This is a genomic window from Streptomyces sp. NPDC047917 (assembly GCF_043204345.1).
GTDB classification, from domain to species: Bacteria; Actinomycetota; Actinomycetes; order Streptomycetales; family Streptomycetaceae; genus Streptomyces; species Streptomyces sanglieri.
Map to the genome: position 1 here is coordinate 227,454 of NZ_JBIDCA010000008.1, position 23,934 is coordinate 251,387.

The 23,934-nt window shown below is 72.8% G+C and carries 21 protein-coding genes and 1 tRNA gene; 14 read left to right on the forward strand and 8 right to left on the reverse strand.

Annotated elements, in window-relative coordinates; genetic code table 11:
- Positions 1–519: 519 nt before the first annotated feature.
- From ACGF8B_RS20980 to ACGF8B_RS20995, 4 genes are all read right to left on the reverse strand, one after another.
- Complete coding sequence (locus ACGF8B_RS20980; RefSeq protein ID WP_392740556.1) at positions 520–1,962, reverse strand: sensor histidine kinase; 1,443 nt, start codon at positions 1,960–1,962, stop codon at positions 520–522.
- On the reverse strand, positions 1,959–2,663 hold the full coding sequence (locus tag ACGF8B_RS20985) for a response regulator transcription factor (protein WP_392740558.1): 705 nt from the start codon (positions 2,661–2,663) through the stop codon (positions 1,959–1,961). Before ACGF8B_RS20985 ends, ACGF8B_RS20980 begins: the two co-directional genes overlap by 4 nt.
- 140 nt (positions 2,664–2,803) lie before the next feature.
- Positions 2,804–3,739: a spermidine synthase gene (locus ACGF8B_RS20990; protein WP_392740561.1), complete on the reverse strand. Its 936-nt coding sequence runs from the start codon at positions 3,737–3,739 to the stop codon at positions 2,804–2,806.
- 140 nt (positions 3,740–3,879) lie between these two features.
- Positions 3,880–4,323, reverse strand: a complete 444-nt coding sequence (locus tag ACGF8B_RS20995; protein WP_392740564.1) for a hypothetical protein — start codon at positions 4,321–4,323, stop codon at positions 3,880–3,882.
- A gap of 243 nt (positions 4,324–4,566) precedes the next feature.
- On the opposite strand from ACGF8B_RS20995, the gene ACGF8B_RS21000 reads away from it, so the two are divergent.
- On the forward strand, positions 4,567–5,916 hold the full coding sequence (locus ACGF8B_RS21000; protein WP_392740566.1) for a tetratricopeptide repeat protein: 1,350 nt from the start codon (positions 4,567–4,569) through the stop codon (positions 5,914–5,916).
- 135 nt (positions 5,917–6,051) lie between these two features.
- On the opposite strand, the gene ACGF8B_RS21005 is transcribed toward ACGF8B_RS21000, so the two are convergent.
- The gene (locus ACGF8B_RS21005) at positions 6,052–6,648 is read right to left on the reverse strand and encodes a histidine phosphatase family protein (protein ID WP_392740568.1); all 597 of its coding nucleotides are present in this window, start codon (positions 6,646–6,648) and stop codon (positions 6,052–6,054) included.
- Positions 6,649–6,894: 246 nt separating this feature from the next.
- Here ACGF8B_RS21005 and ACGF8B_RS21010 point away from each other — a divergent pair, with 246 nt between their 5' ends.
- From ACGF8B_RS21010 to ACGF8B_RS21040, 7 genes are all read left to right on the forward strand, one after another.
- Positions 6,895–7,881, forward strand: a complete 987-nt coding sequence (locus ACGF8B_RS21010; protein ID WP_392740571.1) for a phosphatase PAP2 family protein — start codon at positions 6,895–6,897, stop codon at positions 7,879–7,881.
- Positions 7,772–8,953 carry a hypothetical protein gene (locus ACGF8B_RS21015; RefSeq protein ID WP_392740574.1) on the forward strand — a complete coding sequence of 394 codons (1,182 nt, stop codon included), beginning with the start codon at positions 7,772–7,774 and terminating at the stop codon, positions 8,951–8,953. Before ACGF8B_RS21010 ends, ACGF8B_RS21015 begins: the two co-directional genes overlap by 110 nt.
- Positions 8,944–10,551, forward strand: coding sequence for a hypothetical protein (locus ACGF8B_RS21020; RefSeq protein ID WP_392740577.1), 1,608 nt, complete (start codon positions 8,944–8,946; stop codon positions 10,549–10,551). The genes ACGF8B_RS21015 and ACGF8B_RS21020 overlap by 10 nt, the downstream gene beginning before the upstream one ends.
- Positions 10,548–11,882 carry an AAA domain-containing protein gene (locus ACGF8B_RS21025; RefSeq protein WP_392740580.1) on the forward strand — a complete coding sequence of 445 codons (1,335 nt, stop codon included), beginning with the start codon at positions 10,548–10,550 and terminating at the stop codon, positions 11,880–11,882. Before ACGF8B_RS21020 ends, ACGF8B_RS21025 begins: the two co-directional genes overlap by 4 nt.
- Positions 11,883–12,165: 283 nt before the next feature.
- Complete coding sequence (locus ACGF8B_RS21030) at positions 12,166–12,507, forward strand: hypothetical protein (RefSeq protein WP_392740583.1); 342 nt, start codon at positions 12,166–12,168, stop codon at positions 12,505–12,507.
- 164 nt (positions 12,508–12,671) lie between these two features.
- A complete protein-coding gene (locus tag ACGF8B_RS21035; protein ID WP_392740586.1) occupies positions 12,672–13,388 on the forward strand; it encodes a hypothetical protein in 717 nt (238 codons plus the stop codon).
- Positions 13,379–13,452: transfer RNA gene (locus ACGF8B_RS21040), tRNA-Lys, on the forward strand. The genes ACGF8B_RS21035 and ACGF8B_RS21040 overlap by 10 nt, the downstream gene beginning before the upstream one ends.
- A gap of 60 nt (positions 13,453–13,512) precedes the next feature.
- Here ACGF8B_RS21040 and ACGF8B_RS21045 read toward each other — a convergent pair.
- On the reverse strand, positions 13,513–14,727 hold the full coding sequence (locus ACGF8B_RS21045; RefSeq protein ID WP_392740588.1) for a M6 family metalloprotease domain-containing protein: 1,215 nt from the start codon (positions 14,725–14,727) through the stop codon (positions 13,513–13,515).
- Positions 14,728–15,136: 409 nt separating this feature from the next.
- Here ACGF8B_RS21045 and ACGF8B_RS21050 point away from each other — a divergent pair, with 409 nt between their 5' ends.
- Positions 15,137–17,005, forward strand: coding sequence for a putative bifunctional diguanylate cyclase/phosphodiesterase (locus ACGF8B_RS21050; protein ID WP_392740591.1), 1,869 nt, complete (start codon positions 15,137–15,139; stop codon positions 17,003–17,005).
- A gap of 155 nt (positions 17,006–17,160) precedes the next feature.
- Here the strand turns inward: ACGF8B_RS21050 and ACGF8B_RS21055 are convergent, their stop codons facing one another.
- Together ACGF8B_RS21055 and ACGF8B_RS21060 are read right to left on the reverse strand one after the other, a co-directional pair.
- Positions 17,161–18,258, reverse strand: coding sequence for an LLM class flavin-dependent oxidoreductase (locus ACGF8B_RS21055; protein ID WP_392740593.1), 1,098 nt, complete (start codon positions 18,256–18,258; stop codon positions 17,161–17,163).
- Between the two features lie 157 nt (positions 18,259–18,415).
- On the reverse strand, positions 18,416–19,219 hold the full coding sequence (locus tag ACGF8B_RS21060) for a decarboxylase (RefSeq protein ID WP_392740596.1): 804 nt from the start codon (positions 19,217–19,219) through the stop codon (positions 18,416–18,418).
- 200 nt (positions 19,220–19,419) lie between these two features.
- Here ACGF8B_RS21060 and ACGF8B_RS21065 point away from each other — a divergent pair, with 200 nt between their 5' ends.
- From ACGF8B_RS21065 to ehuA, 5 genes are all read left to right on the forward strand, one after another.
- The gene (locus tag ACGF8B_RS21065; protein WP_392740599.1) at positions 19,420–20,379 is read left to right on the forward strand and encodes a D-2-hydroxyacid dehydrogenase; all 960 of its coding nucleotides are present in this window, start codon (positions 19,420–19,422) and stop codon (positions 20,377–20,379) included.
- A gap of 191 nt (positions 20,380–20,570) precedes the next feature.
- Positions 20,571–21,473, forward strand: a complete 903-nt coding sequence (ehuB, locus tag ACGF8B_RS21070; RefSeq protein WP_392740602.1) for an ectoine/hydroxyectoine ABC transporter substrate-binding protein EhuB — start codon at positions 20,571–20,573, stop codon at positions 21,471–21,473.
- Positions 21,474–21,567: 94 nt separating this feature from the next.
- Positions 21,568–22,308 carry an ectoine/hydroxyectoine ABC transporter permease subunit EhuC gene (ehuC, locus tag ACGF8B_RS21075; RefSeq protein ID WP_392740605.1) on the forward strand — a complete coding sequence of 247 codons (741 nt, stop codon included), beginning with the start codon at positions 21,568–21,570 and terminating at the stop codon, positions 22,306–22,308.
- Entirely contained in the window at positions 22,305–22,946 is a 642-nt protein-coding gene (gene ehuD, locus ACGF8B_RS21080; RefSeq protein ID WP_392740608.1) for an ectoine/hydroxyectoine ABC transporter permease subunit EhuD, read from the forward strand. The genes ehuC and ehuD overlap by 4 nt, the downstream gene beginning before the upstream one ends.
- Positions 22,936–23,793, forward strand: coding sequence for an ectoine/hydroxyectoine ABC transporter ATP-binding protein EhuA (gene ehuA / locus ACGF8B_RS21085; protein WP_392740610.1), 858 nt, complete (start codon positions 22,936–22,938; stop codon positions 23,791–23,793). The genes ehuD and ehuA overlap by 11 nt, the downstream gene beginning before the upstream one ends.
- Positions 23,794–23,934 lie beyond the last annotated feature (141 nt).

The window sequence follows — 23,934 nt, forward strand, 5'->3', positions numbered from 1 at the left end:
GGCGGACCGAGGCGGGGGCGGGTCGGGGCGGGCCGAGTGCGGACCGGGGCGGACCGGGGTCCGTCCCGTGCGGTCCGTGGCGGCGTGTCGCCGGGGACGGAAAGGGGCGCGCGTCCCGGCCGGTCGGGGGGAGTTGGCCGGCCGGGACGCGCGGGCTGGGGGTGGACGGAGAGCAGAGGACGGAGAAAGGAGAACGGGGAACGGGGAACGGGGAACGGGGAACGGGGAACGGGGAACAGTTGCGGCCCCCGGGGCAAGGGGCCTGCTCGTACGCGTGGTTGTGGACTCGGTGGTCGGGGACTTCAGGAGAACGCTAGCCGCAGCGGAACCGGCAAATGCCGCTCTTCTGCCTTTGGCCGGACTTCTTATGAACGCCTTAAGGAGCACATCGGCAGCCTTTAAAGCCCCGACCGGAGATCGGGCGGAGCCGCGTCCGAGAACCGGGCGGAGTCCCGGCCGGAGGTCGGGCAGAGCCTCCTGCCGGAGATCGGGCAGAGCCTCCTGCCGGAGGTCAGGCCCTCAAGCCTTCCCGGAACGGGATCGGAGGACCGCGTTCCGGCGCCCCGCTGCGCGCCGCCGCCCCACCCGGTGCCCGCGCCGGTCCCGTTCGGGCCGTTGCACTTCGAGGCCGATCCAGACGCGCACCTCCGTGCCACCGAGCACCGAGTGCCCGATCCGCACGTCGCCGCCGGTGGACTCCGCGACCCGGCGGACGATGTCGAGGCCGAGCCCGGTCGACCCCACCGCGCCCTTCGAGCCTCCCGCCCGGCCGCTGCCGCCCCGGGCCAGGGCCGTCGCCGGGTCGTCGATCCCGCCGCCCGCGTCGGAGACCAGCACGATCACCGCGTCTCCGCTGTGGTGCACATCGACGGCGAAGGCGGTTCCCACCGGGGTGTGCCGGAAGACGTTGCCGAGCAACGCGTCGAGCGCGGCGACCAGTTCGGGCCTGGCGACCGGGATGCGTACCGTCCGGTCCACCCCGGCGAGGCGCACCTCGCGGCCCTCGTCCTCGGCGAGCGCCGACCAGAACGCCATCCGGTCCCGGATCACCTCGGAGACGTCGCAGCCCGCCCCGGCCGCGCCGTGCGGCCCCTGGGACGCCGGGCGCTGTTCGCGGGCGGTCCTGATGATGATGTCGACCTCGTGCTCCAGCTGCTGGACCGCGGCCCGGGTCTGTTCCGCGGCCGGTCCCTCGCCGAGCGACGCGGCGTTGAGCCGGAGGACGGTGAGCGGGGTGCGCAGCCGGTGCGAGAGGTCGGCGGCCAGCTCCCGTTCGTTGGCGAGGAGCTGGACGACCTGGTCGGCCATGGAGTTGAACGCGGCGGCGGCCGAGCGCAGTTCGGCCGGGCCCTCCTCCGCGACCCTGGTGCCCAGCCGGCCCTCCCCCAGGTCGTGGGCGGCGCCCGCGAGGCGCTGGGCGGGCTCCACCATCCGTACGCCGAGCCGGTCGGCGACCGCGACGGACCCGACGATCAGCGCGATGCCGACGCCCGCCAGCACCAGCCAGGCGGTGGCGACGCCGTTGGAGACCTCGGCCTCGGGCACGAACACCTCGACGACGGCGTTGTCCGCGGAGCCGAGCGCGGTCGGCTGGAGCAGCGCGGAGCCGCCCGGCACCTCGGTGATCGCGGCGCGCCCCGATTCCCGTACGGTCTCCAGGTCTTCGCGGGTGGCGTGCCCGGTGCCGATCTCCAGCGGCCGGCTGTCCGGCTCGTCGGCGGCGGGGATGTGCACGGCCATCCGGCCCGCGCCGCCCGATTCGGTGGTCAAGATGGCCGTTTCGAGCTCATCGCGGTCGGTGGTGATGGAGAGCGTCGGATTGATGGTGGCGGCCTGCCGTTCGGCGTCGGAAAAGGCACGGTCCCGGGCCATCTCCTTGACGACGAGGCCGAGGGGCACCGCGAAGGCGACCACGACCATCGCGGTGACGGCGAGACAGACCTTGACCAGCGCCCATCTCATGCAGGCTGCTCCGGGACGGGTGGCTGCAGCTTCACGCCGACGCCGCGCAGGGTGTGCAGATAGCGCGGCCGCGCGGCCGTCTCGCCCAGCTTCCGGCGCAGCCAGGAGAGATGGACGTCGATGGTCTGGTCGTCGCCGTAGGACTGCTGCCAGACCTGGGCCAGCAGTTCCTTGCGGGGCACGACGACCCCGGGCCGGCCGGCGAGGAAGGCGAGCAGGTCGAACTCGCGGCGGGTCAGGTCGAGGGTGGCGCCGTCCAGTTCGGCCTGGCGTCGCAGCGGATCGATGGCGAGCCCGCCGACCCGGATCGCGCTCGGCGGCGGCGCCTCGTTCCCGGCGGCGCGCGAGCGGCGCAGCACGGCGGCCATCCGCGCGGACAGGTGCTCCACCGAGAACGGCTTGGTCAGGTAGTCGTCGGCGCCGTCGTTGAGCAGCCGGACGATCTCGCTCTCGTCGTCCCGCGCGGTGGCGATGATCACCGGTACGTCGGTGATGCCCCGGAGCATCTTCAGCGCCTCGGCGCCGTCGAGGTCGGGCAGGCCGAGGTCGAGGATGACCACGTCGAAGCGGAAGTGGGCGACCTCGCGCAGCGCTTCGAGCGCGGTGCCCACGCTCCGCACCGTATGGGACGCCTCGGTCAGGTGCCGGATGAGGGCGGAACGTACGAACTGGTCGTCCTCGACCACGAGCACACTTGCCATGGGCGGCACCGTACGCCATCCGGGTGCGGGTGGTGTCGGTCGCGGGGGTATCGCGACGGCGGGCGGCCCGATGGTGCAGGATGTGCCGGTTACGGTGAACTCGTGCGGCTGCTCAGCCGAAGGCGGAGGAGGGCGGCTGCTCAGCCGAAGGCGGAGGGGGGCGGTGCCGGGGACGGCCTGGCGTCCGCGTCGTTCACCGCGGCCGCTCCACCGGTGAAGTCGGCCAGCGCCCGACCGTGTTCGACGCGTCCGGGATGCGGATCGGTCGCCACCCGGCGGGTCAGTTCCGCGACCTTCAGCGGCAGGGCCGAGGCGAGCAGCACGGCGTTGCCGAAGCGGCGGCCGCGCCACACGGTCGGGTCGGCGGCGAGAGCCAGTTCCGGGAAGACCGTGGCCGCGGTGGCGATCTGGCCGCGCAGATGGGTCAGCGGTGGCCCGTCCGCGAGGTTGGCGACGTAACTCCCGCCGGGCTTCAGGACCCGGCGGACCTCGGCGAGGAATTCGGTGCTGGTGAGGTGTGCGGGGGTACGGGCCCCGCTGAAGACGTCGGCGATGACGAGATCCGCCCAGCCGTCCTGGAGCTTCCCGAGCCCGGCACGGGCGTCGGTGGCCCTGACCCGGATCCTGGCCTGCGGGTCCAACGGCAGCTCCCGGCGTACGAGTTCGACCAGGGCGGCGTCCACCTCGACGACCTGCTGGGTGGAGCGGGGCCGGGTCGCGGCGATGTAGCGGGCGAGCGTGAAGGCGCCGCCGCCCAGGTGCACCACGTGCAGCGGCTGTCCGGGGGGCGCGACGAGATCGACGATGTGGCCGATCCGGCGCTGGTACTCGAAGGACAGGAACGTGGGGTCGTCCAGGTCCACATGGGACTGCGGGGCGCCGTCCAGCGTCAGCGTCCAGGCGTGCGGACGCTCCCGGTCGGGCACCAGCTCGGCGAGGGAGCCGTCCACCGGTTCGGCGAGGGGCTCCGTCCTGCGCGCGGCGCGCCCGGCACCGCGTTCGGTCCTGTTCTCGGCCTTGCGGTCGGACCGCTTCCGGGCGCCCGCGCCCCCGCCCGACCCTCCTCGACGTGCCACCGCTGCTCGTGCCTGCTCACTGCTCTTCGCTCCGGACCGGCGTGGAACCGGCCGTGCCGGGGAAACCCGCCCACCTGCCCATTATGGGCGCGCGACCGGGGAACCGACCGCTCATGGGCACGCGGCCGGGGAGCCGGCGGTCAGCGGCAGCTGTCGGCCGCCTCGATCAGCCGGGCCGCCTGGTCGAGGGCGGCCCGCAGCACGGCCGGGTCGGTGACCGGGGCGTCCTCCTCGGGCGGCAGCAGCCAGCCGCTTCCGGTGACCGGCGGCTCGGCGGGGATGCGCAGCCCGCGGCCGGCGGTCTGTGTGCAGGCGCTGCCCGGCACGTCCCAGGCCTCGGCGGTCCCCGGCGGTACGAGGAAGCCGAGGGTGTCGCAGGTGCCGTCGTGCAGGACCGGGCCGATGTCCTGCCCGGTGTCCCGGCGCAGGATGTCCACGGCCTCCAGCCCCTGGCGGGCCGGCACGGTCACCAGGTCGCAGGGTTCGGCGCCGTGGTCCTCCGTGGATGCGGGTGCCGCGGCACCCGTCGCGGCCGGGGTCGTCGCAGTCGTCCGTGCGTCGGTCTCCGTGCCGGGATGCAACAAGGGACCTCTCCTCTCATCGCCGGGCGGAGCCGGTTTCCGTCTCCTCATGGACCAACGCGCCGACTGCGTCAACGGCTACGGTGCCACGCCGCCGCAAAGGGTGGCAGTTCATGGCGGATTGCGGGCGAGATGCCCGGCTTTGACCTTAAACGCTCCGTGTGTGACCTGTCACAGCAGGTACGTTCTTGCTCCGCCGGGACACCGGAAGCAGGAACCCCGGCTGCGGAAGAGAGGTTCCGGTCCATGGTGTCGACAGGGGCAGTTCCCAACCTCGCCTTCCGGCGGCTGCGCGGACAGCGCTCCGCCGGGGAGTTCGCTGCCGCGGTACGCAGATCCGCCCGCGAGATCGGTGAGCAGGTCGCGTGCGACGCCCGGTACATCGGACGCGTGGAGTCCGGGGAGATCCGCTGCCCGAACTACGCGTACGAACGGGTCTTCCGGCACATGTTCCCCGGGACGACCCTGGCGGACCTGGGCTTCTCGCCGCGCGAAACCGTGCGCGGCCGGGCGGCGCGGGCCACTGCCGAAACCCCACCGCCCCCTACGCCCCACAGCGACACCGACGAGGAGAGCGACGTGCTGCGTCGCGTGTTCATGACGAGCGGCACCACCGCGATGGCCGCCACGACCCTGGGCCCCGGCGGCTCGTCCGCCGCGGCCGCCGCCCCGCCCGACCCGCGCCGGGTCGGCGAGAGAGAGATCGGCGCCGTCGAGAAGGCGGTGCGGCAGATCCGGCTGCTCGACGACCGGCACGGCGGCGACGGCCTGTACCGCAGGGCGTCCGGGCCGCTGCGGGCGGCGTACGCACTGCTCGACTCCGGGACGGCCACCAGGCGTTCCACCGCCGACCGGCTGCATGCCGGGGCGGGCGAGCTGGCCATCTCGGTGGGCTGGCTGGCCCATGACTCGGGCCGGTTCGAGGACGCCCGCTCGCACTACGCGGAGGCGCTCGCGACGGCACGGGTGGCCGGTGACGCGGCACTGGAGGCGCACGCCTTCTGCAACACCTCGTTCCTGGCCCGGGACACCGGGCGGCCCCGTGAGTCCGTGCGCGCGGCGGAGGCCGGGCAGCGGGCGGCGCAGCCGCTGGGCTCGCCCCGGCTGCTGGCCCTGCTCGCGCTGCGCGAGGCGGGGGGCCGGGCGGGGCTCGGGGACCGTACCGGCTGCGAACGGGCGATCGGGCGGGCGCACACCGCGTTCGGGCGCGGTCCGCGCGACGCCGATCCGGAGTGGATGACCTTCTTCCGGGAGGCGGAGCTGGAGATGCTTCAGGCGCAGTGCTGGTCGGCGCTGGGCGACTGGTCGAGGGCGGCCCGGCACGCGCTGCGGGCCACCCGGCTCCAGGACCCGCACTTCACCCGGAACCTGGCTCTGTACCGGGCCGAGCTGGCCTGGGACCTCGCCCGCGCCGGCCGGGCCGCGGAGGCGGCGACGGCGGGCCATCAGGTGCTGGACCTGCTGGACCGCGTCCGGTCGACCCGCATCCGGGCGATGCTGGCGGAGGCGGCGGGGGTGCTGGTGCCGCAGCGGGGCGTGGCGGAGGTACGGGACTTCCTGGAGCGGCACACGGAGCTGGCGAAGGCCGCGACATAGGGCGGTGCGTCCGGCCCACCGGCCCGGACGGCCCGAGGCGCTCCAACCCCGGACCGCCACACAGCTCCCGGCGGCCCACCGGCCCGGACGGCCCGAGGCGCTTCAACCCCGGACCACCACACAGCTCCCGGCGGCCTACCGGTCCAGGTGACCCGTGTCGTTCCAGCGCTCGATCGCGGGTGCGCCGTACGCCCACCCCAGCACCGACAGCGACGTGGGATCGAGCCGGACGCGCGCCGCGAACGACACGTCCTCGCCGAGCCACCGAGCGCCCAGCGCCCGCAGGATGTGGCCGTGGGCGAAGACCAGCACATCGCGGTCGGCGGAGCGGGCCCACGCCACGATCTCGTCGGCGCGGGCGGACAGCTCGGCCAGGGTCTCGCCCTCCGGCACCCCGTCGCGCCAGATGAACCAGTCGGGGCGGATCGCCTTGATCTCGGCCGGGGTCATTCCCTCGTACGCCCCGTAGTCCCATTCCATGAGCGCGTCCCAGGGCTCGGCCCGGTCCCCGAATCCCGCGATCTCGCAGGTCTCCCTGGCGCGTACCAGCGGGCTGGTGCGCACTTCGAGGCCCGGCAGCTGCGCCCACGGCCCGTGCCGCAGCCGTTCGCCGAGGAGCTTCGCGCCCGCACGGCCGGTGTCGAGCAGCGGGATGTCCGTCCTGCCGGTGTGATTGCCCTTGACGGACCATTCGGTCTGGCCGTGCCGGGCGAGCAGGATACGCGGTGCCATGACGGCTCTCCCTGAACTGAGAATCTGAGGCCGGAGATCGGGACGCGGCGGATCATCCGGTTTTCCCATCATCTCGCACATGATCGCGAGGCAACCTCCCGGGCCCGAGCGGCGTCCCACTCTGCGCGGAGAAATCTTTGCGCGCACGGGGCTCCGGAACGGACCCCGGAGGAACCCCGACCGATCCACACCGTACGGTTGAACGCCCGCCGTCGGCCGCTTGAACACATGATGGAGAGCTTCCGGATGCAGCATGCCAGCACCGCACCCGTGCCGCGCCCGAGGCCCCGTTGGTGGACCGAGCTGCCGCTGCTGGCCCTGGTGTACGGGGCCTATTCGGCGGGGCGGCTGGTGGCGCGCGGTGACGTGTCCACCGCCATCGACCACGGCCTGAGCATCCTGAGCCTGGAGAAGACGCTCCACATCAACCTCGAACATCCGCTCAACCGGCTGCTCACCGCGCACCCCTCGATAGGCATACCCTCCGACTTCGCGTACGCGTCCCTGCACTACCTCGTCACCCCGGCCGTGCTGATCTGGCTCTTCCGCCGCCGCCAGGAGGTGTACCGCCGGGCCCGCACCTGGCTGATGACCTCCACGCTGCTCGGCCTGATCGGCTTCACGCTGCTGCCGACCTGCCCGCCCCGGCTGCTGGAGGCCCGGTACGGCTTCGTCGACACGATGGCGCAGTACAGCTCGTACGGCTGGTGGGGCACGGAGGCCAGCGCCCCGCGCGGCATGGGCGGGATGACCAACCAGTACGCGGCGATGCCGAGCCTGCACGTCGGCTGGGCGCTCTGGTGCGGAATCCTGCTGTGGCGCCACAGCAGGAACCCGTACGTCCGGGCCGCGGGCGTCGCCTACCCCCTGATCACCACGTTCGTGGTGATGGGCACGGCCAACCACTACCTCCTCGACGCGGTCGCGGGCGCCGCCGTGATGGGTGTCGGAGCCCTGCTGGCCCGGCCCGTGACGCGTCTCGCGGACCGGGTCCGGGACCGGGTCGCGGACCGCTTCCCGCGGATCGCCCCGGAAGCGAAGTCCCCGATTGTCAGTGCCGGATGCAAGACTTCCGCGGGTGAGCGAATCCCTGGCCAGCGGACCACCTCCGCAGACTCCACCGATGCCGCGGCATCGGCCGACGCAGACGCCTCGGCCGGTCGCGCACCCCGGCCCGGTCCCGGCGCCCGCGCGGGAGCGGCAGGCGACGACGCTCCGGCAGCGGCTCGCTGAGCTGCGGGGGCCGACCGTTCCGCCCCGCCCGCTGGACGCCCGCGCGCTGGCCGCCCTCGCCGCCAACCCCGGCTGCCGGCGCCGCGCCCTGCTGGACGGCGCCGGAGTGGACAAGGGCGCGCTGGCCGAGGCGCTCGGCTCCCCGGCCCCCTTCGGGCAGTCGCAGTTCGCCTTCATCCGGGGCAACGCGTTCGAGGCCAGGGTCAAGGCCGACGGCGGCACGGAGCTGATGCGGCTGCTGTACGAGCGCCTCGGCGGCGGTGGCCCGGCGCCGGACGAGGTCTCGGTGCCCGATCTGACCGCGGCGGGCCCCGAGGGCCGCGCCGCGCGTACGGCGCTGGCGCTGCGGGAGGCGACCGCGGCGGGCGGCTGGGCGCTGCTGGACCACCCGATGCTGGCCCTGGAGGTGGCGGGCTCCCCCGCCTATCTGGAGCCGGACGCGGTGGCGGTGCACCCCGACGGCACCTGGACCGTCGTCGAGATCAAGTCCTTCCCCATGGTCGACGGTTCGGCCGACGCGGCGAAGGTCGGCGCGGCGGCCCGGCAGTCCGCCGTCTACGTGCTGGCGCTGGAGCGGATCGCCGAGCTGACCGAGGGCGCCGAGGTCGGCCACCGGGTGCTGCTGGTCTGTCCGAAGGACTTCTCCAACCTGCCCACGGCCTCGGTCGTCGATGTGCGCAAGCAGCGCGCGGTCACCCGCCGCCAGCTGACCAGGCTGACCCGGATCGAGGACATCGCGGCGGCCCTGCCCGAGGGCACCACCTTCGACCCCCAGTGTCCCCGGCCGCAGCTCGACGCCGCGGTGGAGGCGGTCGGCGCGGCGTACGCCCCGGAGTGTCTGGCCGCCTGTGAGCTGGCCTTCCACTGCCGGGCGAAGGCCCGCGCGGCCGGTGCGGTGGAGGCGCTGGGGCGGAGTGTGCGCGGTGAGCTCGGCGGGCTGACCATGGTGGGCGAGGTGCTGGCGGCGGCCGCGGGCAAGGAGGGCGACCCGGCGGACCCGACGGTCGCGGCCCTGCGGCGCGCGGCGGCCCTGCGCGCCGAGGCGCTGGCGGGCGGTCCGGCATGTCACTGATCAGCACCCTGGCCCGGCTGGAGGCCGTGGAGAGCGGCCGGGCCCAGCCGCTGGCCACGGTCCGGCACCGCCATCTCACCGGCCGGCCGCTGGTCCTGGTCCCGCTGACCACGGCCGGTGAGGCGGGCGCCCCGCTGGGCGCGCTGGTCGGGACGGACCGGGAGGCGCCCCGGCTGCTGGTGGTCTCGCAGCCGCGCGACCGGGATCTGCGCTTCGCGTTCCTCGCCGAGCTGGCCGAGGCGGTGCTACCGCACATCGAGGCGTACGAGGACGTCGTCGAGCCGGCCGAGCGCAACGAGACCGATCCGGAGACCGGCAAGAAGGTCAAGGTCGAGGTCGAGCTGTGCGCGGACGCGCCGCAGCTGATCGTGCCGAGCCGGGCGGGTATCGAGTTCGTCCGGCTGCTGGGCCGCTCGATGCGGTTCCGTCGGACGGCGGAGGACGATCCGGACGCCCCGTATCCCGCCCCGGCCCGGGTTCCGCTGCTGGGCCGCTGGCTGACGCACTACGGGGAGCGGGCCAGGGTGCCCGGCTCCTCGCTGCTGCTCGCCGCGACCGATCTGCTGAACCGGCACTGGGCGACCGGGCAGAGCAGCCTGGAGGATCAGCATCTGGGCGCGTTGCTGGCCTGGATCGACGCCCCGGCGGGCGAGTCGGGGGCCTCGGCGGCGCTCCGTGCGGAGCTGGACCGGGACGGCGGCGGGCAGCTGCTGTGCCCGCCGGCCGGTCCGGCCACCGACCCGGCGTTCGACAACCGGCTGCTGGCGCCCGCCATCGAGAAGTACGACCGGGCGCGCACCTCGCTCGCGGCCGCCGAGGACGGTCTGGCGGCCGATGCCCGGCTCGGTGAGCTGACCGCCGCCGAGCGGGAGATCCGGGCGCTGCTGGCCGGCGTGATGCGGCCGACATGGGACGCGGTGTGGCGGGGTCTCGACCTGCTGGGGGAGCTCCCCGAGGGGTCCAGGTCCGAGGACCGCTGGACCCGGGACCGCTGGTCGTTCACCGGTCACCGGGACCGGGTGCGTTCCGGGGAGCCGCCGCAGCCGCGCCGGGACGACGCGGTGACGGCGGCGCAGAAGCTGTCCTCGCGGGAGACGGCGCAGGCCCAGCTGGAGGCCCAGGAGGCGCTGGACGATCCGCTGGTGCTGGCCGGGCGGCGGCTGGCCGGTGAGGCGTTCGTCGGTGAGGTGACGGAGGTGGTGATGGCGTACAGCGAGTCGAAGCGCCCCTCGCCGCGCCCGCTGGTCACGGTCCGTACGGACGAGCGCCCGCATCTCGGCGAGCGCACCAAGGTGTACCGCTCGCTGGACGGCAAGCCGCAGACCGCCGAGTTCGTGGGGTACGCCGGGCCGGGGGACGGGGGCGCGCCGCCACTGGTGCTGCGGATCACCGATCGGATGGGCCGGAGCAAGGAGCCGGCCCCGGGTTCGGTGCCCGAGCCGGGCGACCGGATCGCCTGGACGCTCTTCGAGCACGATCAGCGCGGCGGCCCGAAGCTGCCGGACCCGGAGCAGACGCCCTGGACGCACGGCGGTCCGCCGGGCGCCGCCGGGCATGCCGAGAGCCCCGATCCCGTGACCGCGGAGGACCTTCTGTGACCGCCGTATCCGACCCGGGCGCCCAGGCCGCGCGGGCGACCGACGCGATCCTCGCCGACACCCTGGGCGGTACGTCGCGCGGCATCGTCGTGGACTCCCCGCCGGGCGCGGGCAAGTCCACGCTCGTGGTGCGCGCCGCGCTCGAACTCGCCTCGGCCGGGCATCCGCTGATGGTGGTCGCGCAGACCAACGCCCAGGTCGACGACCTGGTGGTCCGGCTGGCCGAGAAGGACCCCGGGCTGCCGGTGGGCCGACTGCACAGCAACGACACGGACCCGTACGACAAGGTGCTGGACGGGCTGGCCAACGTACGGAAGTCGGCGAAGGCCGGCGACCTCGCCGGGCTCGACGTGGTCATCTCGACGGCCGCGAAGTGGGCGCACGTGAAGAACGTCGAGCCGTGGGGCCACGCGATCGTGGACGAGGCGTACCAGATGCGTTCGGACGCGCTGCTGGCCGTCGCGGGGCTCTTCGAGCGGGCGCTGTTCGTCGGCGATCCGGGCCAGCTGGACCCGTTCTCGATCGTCGGCGCGGACCAGTGGGCGGGGCTCTCGTACGACCCGTCCGCGAGTGCGGTCTCCACACTGCTCGCGCACAACCCCAGGCTTCCGCAGCACCGGCTGCCGGTGTCGTGGCGGCTGCCCGCGTCCGCCGCGCCGCTGGTCTCGGACGCGTTCTACCCGTACACCCCGTTCCGCAGCGGTACGGACCACGGCGACCGGCGGCTGTCGTTCGGCGTGGCCTGCGACGGTTCGGCCCCGGACCGGGTGCTGGACGAGGCGGCGGAGTCCGGCTGGGGCCTGCTGGAGCTCCCGGCCCGGCACACCCCGCGCACCGACCCGGAGGCGGTACGCGCGGTGGCCCTGGTGGTGCGCCGGCTGCTGGACCGGGGCGGCGCGGCGACCAGCGAGCGCTCGCCGGACCCCGTTCCGGTGACGGCCGACCGGGTCGCGGTCGGCACCGCCCACCGCGACCAGGCCGCGGCGGTACGGGCGGCGCTCGCGGAGCTGGGTGTGACGGGCGTCGCCGTGGACACGGCGAACCGGCTCCAGGGCCGCGAGTTCGACGTGACGGTGGTCCTGCACCCGCTCTCCGGCCGCCCGGACGCCACCGCCTTCCACCTGGAGACGGGCCGGCTCTGCGTACTGGCCTCGCGCCACCGGCACGCCTGCATCGTGGTCTGCCGGGCGGGCGTCACCGAGCTGCTGGACGAACACCCGTCCACGGAGCCGGTGCAGCTGGGCGTCACGGTGAAGTTCCCGGACGGCTGGGAGGCGAACCATTCGGTGCTGGCGCATCTGGCGGAACACCGGGTCGCCTGGCGCCCGTGACCGCGGCGCCCCGCCGGGCCCGCGGGCTCAGGTCCGGCGAACACCCTGCCGCCGGACGGAGTCCGGCACACCGCCGGAGACGGCCGGCGACCACAGCCCCGGACGGCTGGGAGGCGAACCATTCGGTGCCGGCGCGTCCGGCGGAACACCGGGTCGCCCGGCGCCCGTGACCGCCGCGTCGGCTCAGGGGCGGTGGGCGGCCCCGACCGTCCCTCCGGGCCCTCTTGCGGGACGTTGGACAATGGAGGGTGGCCATCGGGCCCGCCCAAGGAGGAAACACCACATGCCACAACCCGAGCGGAACGAGCGGCAGCGGCTGCGCCCCGCGCCCCTGCTCTTCGAGCCGTCGGCGGCCGTCGCCGATCCCGAGCACTTCTTCGATCTGGAGTCGATGGACGATCCGAAGGAGTTGCTGTCCCGCGCCACCGAGCTGTCCCTGGCGTTCCGCGCCGCGACCGACCGTGCGGTCGAGTTCCAGGCGATCGCCGCCGCGCAGCTCGCCGATCCGCGCCGGTTCGACCGGCTCACGACCGCGGACATCGCTCAGCGTGCGCAGTGGACCGAGGACTACGCGAAGAAGATGGTCGAGTTCGGCCGAGGCCTGCTGGGCGGTTCCACGCCCTGACGGCCGCACGGACCCGGGGCCGGGCCGCCGGGCCCGGCCGGGTCCGACTCCGGGGAGAACCACTGGCATATGCCCGAGCGCAAGATACTCCTCTCCACCCTGGCCTGTCCCGGTTTCCGGCAACTCTCGGAATCCGCTTGATCACTGCCGGTAGACATGCCCGTATGACCGCATGGCTGCCCGACAACCCGACCCTGCACCACGGCGACGCCTGCCACCCCGACGCCGACCTCTTCGCCGTTCTGCGGAACGAGGCCACGAACCAGACGGCACATGTCACGGCGGCCGGTGCCGCCTGGCTGGCCGGCGCCGCCGCGTATCCGCGCAGCACGCTGGCCCAGTGGGAGGCGCACCCCTCCTCGCCCGGGGTGCTGCCGTGCGGGTCGGCCTTCGACGTGGTGAACGTGCCGACCCTGTTCGGGCGCCGGATGCTGGAGCACCTGTGGTCCGACGGCCCCGGCTCCGGGCCGGTGGCCACGCACCGCGGCCGGATGCTGCTGTTCGCCTCGCCCGGCACGGCCCAGCGACTCCCCTCGCTGCTCGACTGGGAGGAGTGGGGCGGCGGGCCCGAGCCCCGGGCCGCCATGGGTCCGCGCGGGCACGACGAGGAGCGTGACGGCGACGGCAAGGTGCCGCCGCTGCTCTGCCACGGCACCGGGGACGCGGTGACCGTCCCTCCCCTGACCTGCACCTCCACCACGCCCGGCCCCCGCTGGCTGGTGGCCCCCGACACCCGCAGCCCCTGGCTGCCGGGCCCCGATGTACTGCTCTGGGCCTGTGTCCGGGTGACCAGGTCGGCGCCCTCGTCGGCGGCCAGGAATTCGATTTTTCCTCCCGCCGATCCGGATGCTAATGTCTACGACGTCAGCAGGCGCCGCTAGCTCAGTTGGTTAGAGCAGCTGACTCTTAATCAGCGGGTCCGGGGTTCGAGTCCCTGGCGGCGCACAGACGGGAGAAACCCCCTCGCGAGAGCGAGGGGGTTTCTTCGTTTCCGGGAGCGGGCCCCTACGTTCCGGTGGTGATCCTGACGGTCCAGGCGCCCGACGGCGTCCGGTCGGCGACCTCGACCTTCGTGTGTCCGCCGGGGATGCTGTACGTCTCACCGACCCGCAGCGGGGCGTCCGCCAGCGGCGCGTAGACCGAGCGGTCCCAGCAGGCGTCGGTGCGGGGGTGGGTGTCCAGCACCTCGACCGGACCGCCGCCGGACGGGGTCTCGTTGCGCACCCGGTAGAGCAGGACCCCCTCGGTGCATGTCGTGCTGTCGTTGCCGGTGGCGCTGCGGGCCTCGATGGCCACGGCACTGTCCTCGCCGGTCCTGATCACCGCGAGCCGGGTGCCGATGGAGGCACCGGGCTCGGGCACGGCGGCCATCGGCTCCAGGGTGATGTCCCGGCTGCTCTGGACGCAGACCACCTGCCTGCGGTCCAGCCAGCCCAGCTTCCACTTGTGCCAGCCGAAGAAGTCCGGCGCGAGTCCGAACTGACTTCCCATCACGTCCCAGTCGCCGACGTAGGTGTCCCAGTCGCCCTTGCCGTCGGACGGCCGGTGGTAGAGGTCCGGCAGGTCGAAGACGTGCCCGGTCTCGTGGGCCAGCACGTTGTGGTCCGGCGGGTGCTGTTCGAAGACGGTGACGACACGGCGGATGTCCGTACCGTCGGCGCGCAGCGGCCGGTCGAAGTTGACGACCTTAGTGGCATCGGAGTCGACGCCGGGGGCGTCCGGGTCGGCGATCAGATAGACGATGTCGTACCGGGAGAAGTCGATCTCCGGGTCGGCGACGGCGACGGCGTCGCGCAGGTAGCTGCCGCGCCGCTCGTTATCCCAGTCACGCCGTATGCCGTACCGGTCGGACGTCTTCGGCATCCGGATCCACTGCCGCATCGGGTGCGGGCGCAGGTCGAACTTCCCGTAGGAGGCGCGCTGGAAGAACTGGCTGGTGGCGGGGAAGTAGTCGGCGGTGAGCTGGGCGGGGGTGGCGGCGGGACGGTGGTCCGGGAAGGAGAGGAAGACCAGGACCGCGTCGAGGGCGTGGTCCGGGCGGGGGTAGGCACTGTTCCAGTCACTGACGCCGAGCGAGTGGTGTGCCTCGGTCCGGGGCAGGGCGCAGGGTCCCGCCTCTCCGGTGGCGGCCACGGCGGGCCCGGCGACGAGGGAGGTGGCGACGAGCGCCAGGAGAGAGGTCGCGGCGGCGGCGACACCGCGCAGGCTCGGTCTCTCCACTCCCCCGGTCCTGCGCTGGCGCGGCACATCTACCTCCGGGTGCGAGCTGCGGTCACCCACTCACCCTGTGATGGTTCGAAGCTTTCGTCCTGTTGTGCTGCCCCAGTCGAGTCAGCGGCCGACCCGGGCCCCAACCATCACGGACAGTCACAATCGATCAACGAGGCATTGCCCAGGAACGTAATCGCTCAGAAATGATCGCTTACGGGCAAATCGGAACCGTGCACGAATCGCCCATGCGGGGCGCACGCGGGGCGTGGAAGGGTCGGGCGCTGGAACCGCCGACGCACCAACCTCTATGCTTCACCAGGCTTTCCCGCGTGGTTTCCGCCTCCGACCCAGGCGGTCCACGCGGCGGGCCAGTCCGGCCACACCTGTTCAGGACAGAACTGCACGGCGGGAGCGAACGGTGAGCGGAACCTCCGAAGGGCCCGGGCCCACGGCGGGCACACCCAGGCATTCCGCAGGACCGGCGACCACGGAACGTCACACTGAGTGGCCTCGCGCCGGGACCGGTGGATCCGAGCCGCACGGCTACCGGGCCGCGTTCCTGGCCGCCACGCTGCCGATGGCCGTCGTCGACCACGAGGGCCTGGTCGTCACCGCCAACGAGGCCCTCGGTGCCCTGCTCGGCCGCTCCGCCGCGGCACTGACCAGCCAGTCCGCGGCCGATCTTCTCGACCTCGCGGCGGACGGCCGCACCTGGCACGCGTACCGCGAGGTGCTGCACGGCCGGCGCTCACGGTTCCGCCGCACCCACCGGCTCAAGCACCCCGACGGGCGGGCGCTGTGGGCCGAGGTCACCGTCGTACCGATGCCCGAGCAGGAGGCCGGCGCGTCCGACGGCGCCGGGCCCCGCCGGCTGCTGCTCTCCGTCTCGGACATCAGCGACCGGCGCGAGCTGCAGAAACGACTGCGCCACCTCCAGATGCACGACCCGGTGACCCGGCTGCCCAACCGGACGCTGTTCTTCGAACGGCTCTCGGCCGTCCTGGAGACTCCGCCGTACGACGACGGCACCGCCGGCCACGGCCGGGTCGGGCTCTGCTACCTGGATCTGGACGGCTTCAAGGCCGTCAACGACACCATGGGCCACCGGATCGGCGACCGGCTGCTGGCCGCCGTCGCCGCCCGGCTCACCGACTGCGCGGCCCAGGGCGGCCCGCACCGTGACGGCGCCCACCTCGTGGCGCGCCTCGGCGGCGACGAGTTCGCGATCCTGGTCGAGGACTCGGCCGGCACGCAGCAACTCACCGACCTGGCCCGCGCGGTGCTCGCCGCGCTCCAGCAACCCTTCGACCTGGCCGGGCAGCGGCTCTCCGTCTCCGCCTCGATCGGGGTGGTGGAACGGGCCGTGACCGGCACCTCGGCCACCGGTCTGATGCAGGCCGCCGACACCACGCTGTACTGGGCGAAGGCGGACGGCAAGGCCCGCTGGACGGTCTTCGACCCGGAGCGCAACGCCCACCGGATGACCCGGCAGACGCTCTCGTCCACGCTGCGGCCCGCCGTGGAGCGCGGCGAGTTCACCATCGAGTACCAGCCGCTGGTCGGGATGGCCGACGGGGTGGTGCGCGGGGTGGAGGCCCTGGTCCGCTGGAACCATCCGCAGTTCGGCATGCTGTCGCCGAATCGGTTCGTCGCGATCGCCGAGGAGGACGGCTCGATCGTCCAGCTCGGCCGGTGGGTGCTCCAGTCGGCCTGCCGCCAGGCCCGGCGCTGGCAGCTGGAGCACCCCGCCGATCCGCCGTTGTTCATCAGCGTCAATGTCGCCGTACGCCAGGTCTGGGACTCCGACCTGGTCACCGATGTCGCGGAGATCCTCGCCGAGACCGGCCTGGATCCCTCGCTGCTCCAGCTGGAGCTGACCGAGTCGGCGGTGATGGGCTCGGCGGGCCGGCCGATCCAGGCCCTCCAGTCGCTCAGCGAGATGGGCGTGCGGATCGCCATCGACGACTTCGGCACCGGCTACTCCAACCTCGCCTATCTGAGCCGGCTGCCCGTCTCGGTACTGAAGCTGGACGGCTCGTTCGTACGCGGCTTCCGCTACGACGACGGCGCCCACCCCTCACCGGCCGACGAGACGATCGTCGAGGCGATGGTGCAGCTGGCCCACCGGCTGGGCCTGACCGTCACCGCGGAGTGCGTGGAGACGGCCGGCCAGGCGGAACGACTGCGCAGGATCGGCTGCGACACCGGGCAGGGCTGGCTGTACTCGCGCGCCGTCGCCCCGGAGCGGATCGCCGAGCTGATCGGCGCCCGCCCGATGACGCACTGACGCCACCGGAGCCGGAGCGCGTCACGGCCCCGGGCCGGATCGGGCCGTGGGCAGGCGGTGAGCAGGCCGAACCAGGCCATGGGCAGGCCGGATCAGGCCGTGGGCAGGCCCGATCAAGCCGCGAGTGCGCCGAACCAGGCCGCGAGCACGCCGGATCAGGTCGTGGGCAGGCCGTACGCGTCCGCGATCAGTTCGTAGCTGCGCAGCCTCGCCTCGCCGCCGTGGGCGTTGGCGGTGATCATGAGCTCGTCGGCGCCGGTGCGCTTGGCCAGGTCGTCGAGGCCGGTACGGACCTCGTCCGCCGTGCCGTGGACGATGTTGGCGAGCCAGCCGTCGACGAACTCGCGCTCCATCGGGCTGAACGCGTACGCCTCCGCCTCCTCGGGCGTCGGGACCAGGCCGGGGCGGCCGGTGCGCAGCCGGACCATGGACAGGGCGCCGGAGAGCACCTGGCGGCGGGCCTCGCGTTCGTCGTCGGCGGCCAGGGCCGAGACGCCGATCAGGGCGTACGGGGCGTCGAGCACCGCGGACGGCCGGAACGACTCCCGGTACAGGTCGAGCGCCGGGATCGTGTTCTGGGCCGAGAAGTGGTGGGCGAAGGCGAAGGGCAGGCCGAGTACACCGGCCAGCCGGGCGCTGAAGCCGGAGGAGCCGAGGAGCCAGAGCGGCGGGCGGGCCGGCGACTGCACGCCGCCCTCGGCCGTGGCCTGGACCGGGCCGGGGACCGCGTGGATACGGGCGTAGGGGTGGCCGTCGGGGAAGTCGTCGTCCAGGAACCGGGTCAGCTCGGCGAGCTGCTGCGGGAAGTCGTCCGCCCCTTCGTTCAGCCGGTCGGTGCGGCGCAGGGCGGCGGCCGTCGCGCCGTCGGTGCCGGGTGCGCGGCCGAGGCCGAGGTCGATGCGACCGGGGGCCATGGCCTCCAGGGTGCCGAACTGTTCCGCGATGACGAGCGGTGCGTGGTTGGGCAGCATCACGCCGCCGGATCCGAGCCTGATGCGCTCGGTGTGCGCGGCGAGGTGGGCCAGGATCACGGCGGGCGAGGAGGAGGCGACGCCGGGCATCGAGTGGTGCTCGGCGACCCAGTAGCGGTGGAAGCCGCGGCGCTCGGCGAGCCGCGCGATGTCCACGGAGGTGCGCAGCGCCTGGGTGGCGGTGCGGCCCTGCCCGACGGTCACCAGGTCCAGCACGGAGAGCGGAACGGTGGCCGCTCCCTCCGCCTTGCCACGGATCTCGTCGCCTCGAATCTCGTCCACGTCCTGGCCTCTTTCGGTGATGCTCCTGCGCCGGGCTCGTACGTCCGACCCGTACGTCCTGTGTCCTGCGTCGCGTGTCCTGCGTCGCGTGTCCTTCAAGCGCCTAACAGGAGGTTGTCTCCGCTTATTCCCGTACGTCGCCGTCGGGGCGCGCCTCCTATTCCCGTACGTCGCCGGGCCGGGCGCGCCTCCCGCTGTGTGCGCGTTCCCGGCCCTCGCCCCAGGCGGCGACCGGGGCCGGCGGCGCCTCCCGGGCCGCGAAGATCCGGCCCAGCCTCGGGGACCAGGCGCGGCGGCCGGCCAGGCGGAGGCCCTCGCGGACCGTGACCTGGTTGCCGGTGAGGACCGGTTTGCCCAGGAGCTCCTCCAGCTCCGCCTCGTGGCCGGCGGTGTGCAGCGCGGTGTCGGGCAGCAGCACCGCGTCCGCCTCCGGCCGGTCGGCGGCGACGGCCAGTTCCTTCACCCGGTCCAGGTCCCAGGCGGCGGCCTCGGCGGCCGATTCGAGAGCGGCGGCCCGGGTGACGGCCACGTCGAGGCCCGCGGCGTGCAGGAACTCGGCGAACAGGGCGGTGATCCGCTCGGGATAGGTGGAGGCGACGGCGACCCGGCCGGCGCCCAGCTCCCGTACCGCGTGGGCGAAGCCGAACGAGGTGCTGGAGGCGGGCACACCGGCCGCGCGGGCCAGGGCGGCGGTCTGTTCATGGGCGCCCTCCCAGCCGTACAGGAAGCTGCCTGCGCCGCTCGCCCAGACGACGGCCTCGGCCCCGGCGCGTTGCAGCTCCTCCACCCCGGCGGCCAGGTGCTCGGGCGTGCCGGTCCGGATCAGCGCGTCGACCCGGTAGGCGTCGTCGTCGACTTCGGTGCGGTTCACCACCAGCCGGACGGCGTCCAGCAGGATCTCCATCCGCGGGAAGTCGTCCGCCGCGAAATGGCCCGGGTAGAGAAATCCGACGGTCGTCATGTCCGCCCTTCCTGTTGCTGTCCGGTCGTCGGCTGCGACTTGCTGTCCGGTCGCCTGCTGCGACCTTTCATCTCGCTTCATCCAAGTATTCCCCCATATGCCGTGACCTCCGCTGCGGCCTGTTGACGAGGGCGGAGGCGGGTGCGAGCGTGGTTCCACCCGTAACCCGTCTCCCAGACGCAGCGGAGCGACCGTCTCTCATGCCAGAGCCCACCCTGCTCGTCCTGGACACCGACCCGTCGCCGCGTCTCGGCCGGCTGACCGGCCGGGCCCGCATCCGGTACACGGACGAGGCCGGACTCGCCGCCCGGCTCCCGGAAGCCGATGCGCTGCTGGTGTGGGACTTCGCCTCCGACGCGGTACGGGAGGCCTGGCCCGGCGAGGGCCCGCGCCCGGCCTGGGTGCACACCGCGAGCGTGGGCGTGGACCGGCTGCTGTGCCCGGAGCTCACGGCCTGCGACACGGTGCTGACCAACGCCCGCGGCATCTTCGAGCGGCCCATCGCCGAGTACGTGACCGGACTGGTGCTGGCCTTCGCGAAGGATCTCCCCGGCACGCTGGAGCTCCAGCGCCGACGGCAGTGGCGCCACCGGGAGAGCACCCGGCTCGCGGGCAGCCGCGCGGTGGTCGTCGGCGCCGGCCCGATCGGGCGGGAGATCACCAGGCTGCTGATCGCGCTGGGGGTCCAGGTGGCGCTGGTGGGGCGCACCGCCCGGCGCACCATCCACGGCACCGAGGACCTGGACCGGCTGACCGCCCTGGCGGACTGGGTGATCTGCGCGGCCCCGCTGACCGGGTCGACCCGTGCCATGTTCGACGCCCGGTTCTTCGGGCTGATGCAGCCCTCGGCCCGCTTCATCAATGTGGGGCGCGGGCCGCTGGTCGTCGAGGACGATCTGGCCGAAGCGCTGCGCAGGCGCTGGATCGCGGGTGCGGCACTCGATGTGTTCGAGCGGGAACCCCTGGAGCCCGGGAGCCCGCTGTGGGACGTACCGGATCTGATCGTGTCGCCGCACATGAGCGGTGACACGGCGGGCTGGCGGGACCGGCTGAGCGAGCAGTTCGTGGCGATGTACGAGCTCTGGGCGGCCGGGGAGCCCCTGCCCAACGTGGTGGACAAGCAGCGCGGTTACGTCCCCGTGCGGGAACCGGGCGAGTAGTCGGGCCGGCGGTCGGGAGAGCGGCCGGCGACACCCGTCCGGCCCGGCCCCGCCCTGACCCGATCGGACTCGGGAAGGTCACATTCCGGCCACCTTTCGATTACATGCTCTCGCTTCCTGCATAGACGTCCGGGATCGGGCAGGCGCCTGACCTGTCCGGACTGTTCGATCCCTCCAGGAGATTGCGAACCATGGCTGACTTCCCGAACCTGTCCCGCCGGGGCTTTCTGAACCGATCGGCGGCCGTGGGCGGCCTGCTCGTCGTCCCCGGCCTGCTCTCCGCGTGCAGCAAGACCGCCGCCGGCTCCGCGGACGGTGCGGGTGCGCTCGAAAAGCTCCGCAAGCAGGGCTTCGTCCGGGTCGCGTACGCCAACGAGGCCCCGTACGGCTATCTGGAGGGCAAGGAGCTCAAGGGCGAGGCGCCCACGCTGCACCGGGAGATCTTCAAGGCGCTCGGCGTCGATGAGCTCAAGCCCACCCTCTCCGAGTGGGACGGCCTGATCCCCGGACTCCAGGCGGGCAAGTACGACGTGGTCAGTGCCGGAATGGCGATCACGCCCGAACGCTGTGCCAACGCCCTGTTCTCCGAGCCCGAGTTCATCTCGCCGACCGCGCTGATGGTGAAGAAGGGCAACCCGAAGAAGGTCACCGACCTGGCGTCCGCGAAGGCCTCCGGGATCACCGTCGGCGTCATGTCGGGCGCCGTCGAGGGCAAGTACGCCGAGGGCGCCGGCATCGCCGGTGACAAGGTCAAGACGCTGCAGAAGCCGCAGGACGGCGCCGACGCCGTCAAGGGCGGCCGGATCGACGCGTTCCTGCTCACCGGCATCTCGCTGCGCTGGCTGGCGAAGACCAACCCGGAGACCGAGGTCACCGAACCGTTCGTGCCGGAGCTGGACGGCACCAAGCAGTACAGCCCCGGCGGCGCCGTCTTCCGCAAGGGCAACGAGGACCTGCGGGACGCCTTCAACCGCGAGCTGAAGAAGATCGTCTCGGACCGGTCGCGCTATGTGTCGCTGCTCCAGGAGTACGGCTTCTCCGCCACCGAGCTTCCCCCGGCCACGCTGAAGACGGCCGATCTGTGCAAGGGCTGACGGTGCAAGGACCGACTGCGCAAGGACCGGCTGCGCAAGGACCGGCTGCGCATGAGCCGACTGCGCAAGGGCCGACGGGGACGGACCACACCGCATGAGCGACTTCTTCTCCGCCTTCTTCGGCGAACTCCCGCAGGTGCGCTCCGGGTTGTGGGTGACCCTCGAAGCCACCGTGCTGGGCGCGCTGGCCGCGCTGCTGCTGTCGTTCGTCCTCGGTCTGATGTCGATCAGCCGGCTGCTGGTGCTGCGCGGCGTCTCGCGGGTGGTCGTGGAGTTCTTCCGCGGCACCTCGCTGTACATCCAGCTGTTCTGGCTCTACTACGCGATGCCGACACTGACGGGTTATCAGCTGGACCCGCTGCTCTGCGGTGTCGTCGCCTTCGGGCTCAACTACGGCGCGTACGGCGCCGAGGTGGTGCGCGGGGCGATCGGCTCCGTGCCGCGCGGCCAGTACGAGGCGGCCGTCGCGCTGAACATGTCACCGCTGCACCGGATGCGGAAGGTGATCCTTCCGCAGGCCTGGGTGCAGATGATCCCGTCCTTCACCAATCTGCTGATCCAGCTGCTGAAGTGCACCCCGCTGCTGTGGCTGATCTCCGCGGCCGACCTGATGACCGTGGTCCAGCAGCTGCGTGACCGTACCGGTGAGACGCTCACCGCGTATCTGACCCTGCTGGCCGTCTACTTCGTGCTGGCGTACGCGCTGACCCTGCTGATGAATCTGCTGGAGCGGAGCGCCAAGCGGCGGCTCGGGCTGCCCACCGGCGCGGGTTCGCTGCTGCGCAGCCGCAGCGCCACCGAGGCCGTCGCCTCCGTCCAGGGAGGTGCCCGGTGAACGGTTTCGACTGGAACGCGGCCGGTGACGCCCTGCCCCTGCTCCTCGAAGGTTTCCGGGTCACACTGCTCGCGACGGTGCTCGGCACGCTCGTCGCCGCGGTCCTGGGGCTGGCCGTCGCGGTCGCCGGCCGGGCCCCGAGCAGGTTGATCACGGTGCCGGTGCGGGCCTTGACGGAGTTCGTCCGGTCCACCCCGCTGCTCGTCCAACTGGTCGGCGCGGCAGCGCTGTTCACTTCGGTGGAGCCACTGACGATCGGCATCGTGGTGCTGGGCATCCACTACGCCGCCTACACCTCTGAGGTGTACCGCGCCGGGATCGACAGTGTGCCGAAGGGCCAGTGGGAAGCCTGCCGGGCGCTCTCGCTCGGCCCCCGGCGGACCTGGCAGGCCGTGATCCTGCCGCAGGCGGTGCGCAATGTGCTGCCCGCCCTCGGCAACTACGCGATCTCGATGTTCAAGGAGACGCCGTTCCTCGCCGTGATCACAGTGCAGGAAATGGTCTTCGAGGCCCGTAAGTACGGCGCCGACCACTTTGCGTACACCGAGGCGTTCACGCTCGCCGGCCTGGTCTTCCTGGTCGCGAGCTACCCCACCTCGCTGCTGATGAGAAAGCTGGAGAAGCGTCTTGGCCACTGAACCCCTCCCCCTGCAGAAGACGCCCGGCGCGGCGGACCCGGTGCCCGCGGACGCCGCCCCGTCCGTCGCGCCGGAGACGGGCCATCCGCTGGTCCGCTTCGACGACGTGGTGAAGCGGTACGGCGACCATGTCGTCCTCGACCGGCTGAACTTCTCGGTGCGGCGCGGCGAGCACATCACCCTGATCGGGCCCAGCGGCTCGGGCAAGACCACCATCCTGCGGCTGCTGATGACGCTGGAGAAGGTCAGCGACGGCGTGATCTGGGTGGACGGCAGTCCGCTGTCCCACGTCAGGACGCCCGCCGGGGTGCTGAAGCCGGCGCCCGAGAAGCATCTGCGCGAAGGCCGGAAGAAGATCGGCATGGTCTTCCAGCAGTTCAATCTCTTCCCCAACATGAAGGTGCTCCAGAACATCACCGAGGCGCCCGTCAACGTGCTGGGCAAGGACCGTGAGGAGGCGGAGGTCCGGGCCCGGGAGCTGCTGGACCTGGTCGGGCTCTCCGCGAAGATCGACGCCCACCCATCCCAGCTCTCCGGTGGCCAGCAGCAGCGGGTCGCCATCGCCCGTGCGCTGGCCATGGAGCCGGAGATCCTGTTGCTGGACGAGGTGACGTCGGCGCTCGACCCGGAGCTGGTGGCCGGGGTGCTGGAGCTGCTGGGCGATATCGCCAGGACCACCGACATCACGATGCTCTGCGTGACCCATGAGATGAATTTCGCCCGCGACGTCTCGGAGACGGTACTGATGTTCGACTCGGGGCGGGTGATCGAATCCGGCCCGCCGGAAAAAATCTTCACCGATCCGGAGCACGAACGTACGCGCGAGTTCCTCGACGCGGTGCTGTGACCTCACCGTTTGTTGAACGCCCATGACGCTGGCATATGCCGGACGGATGCGCCCCAGCTCACCGGGCCGGGGCGTCGGGCCGAGTCGCCAACAGCCGCCCCGGAACGGGGTCTTGGCGGTTATCGTGAGTTCAGAGCTTGC

Excerpts from the sequence above, each read along its gene's own strand:
- ACGF8B_RS21015 (WP_392740574.1), top strand. The coding sequence starts at position 7,772 with ATGCCGCGGCATCGGCCGACGCAGACGCCTCGGCCGGTCGCGCACCCC.
- ACGF8B_RS21020 (WP_392740577.1), top strand. The coding sequence starts at position 8,944 with ATGTCACTGATCAGCACCCTGGCCCGGCTGGAGGCCGTGGAGAGCGGC.
- ACGF8B_RS21060 (WP_392740596.1), bottom strand. The coding sequence starts at position 19,219 with ATGACGACCGTCGGATTTCTCTACCCGGGCCATTTCGCGGCGGACGAC.
- ehuC (WP_392740605.1), top strand. The coding sequence starts at position 21,568 with ATGAGCGACTTCTTCTCCGCCTTCTTCGGCGAACTCCCGCAGGTGCGC.
- ACGF8B_RS21035 (WP_392740586.1), top strand. The coding sequence starts at position 12,672 with ATGACCGCATGGCTGCCCGACAACCCGACCCTGCACCACGGCGACGCC.
- ACGF8B_RS21010 (WP_392740571.1), top strand. The coding sequence starts at position 6,895 with ATGCAGCATGCCAGCACCGCACCCGTGCCGCGCCCGAGGCCCCGTTGG.
- ACGF8B_RS20985 (WP_392740558.1), bottom strand. The coding sequence starts at position 2,663 with ATGGCAAGTGTGCTCGTGGTCGAGGACGACCAGTTCGTACGTTCCGCC.
- ehuB (WP_392740602.1), top strand. The coding sequence starts at position 20,571 with ATGGCTGACTTCCCGAACCTGTCCCGCCGGGGCTTTCTGAACCGATCG.
- ACGF8B_RS21065 (WP_392740599.1), top strand. The coding sequence starts at position 19,420 with ATGCCAGAGCCCACCCTGCTCGTCCTGGACACCGACCCGTCGCCGCGT.
- ACGF8B_RS20980 (WP_392740556.1), bottom strand. The coding sequence starts at position 1,962 with ATGAGATGGGCGCTGGTCAAGGTCTGTCTCGCCGTCACCGCGATGGTC.
- ACGF8B_RS21000 (WP_392740566.1), top strand. The coding sequence starts at position 4,567 with ATGGTGTCGACAGGGGCAGTTCCCAACCTCGCCTTCCGGCGGCTGCGC.
- ACGF8B_RS21030 (WP_392740583.1), top strand. The coding sequence starts at position 12,166 with ATGCCACAACCCGAGCGGAACGAGCGGCAGCGGCTGCGCCCCGCGCCC.
- ACGF8B_RS21005 (WP_392740568.1), bottom strand. The coding sequence starts at position 6,648 with ATGGCACCGCGTATCCTGCTCGCCCGGCACGGCCAGACCGAATGGTCC.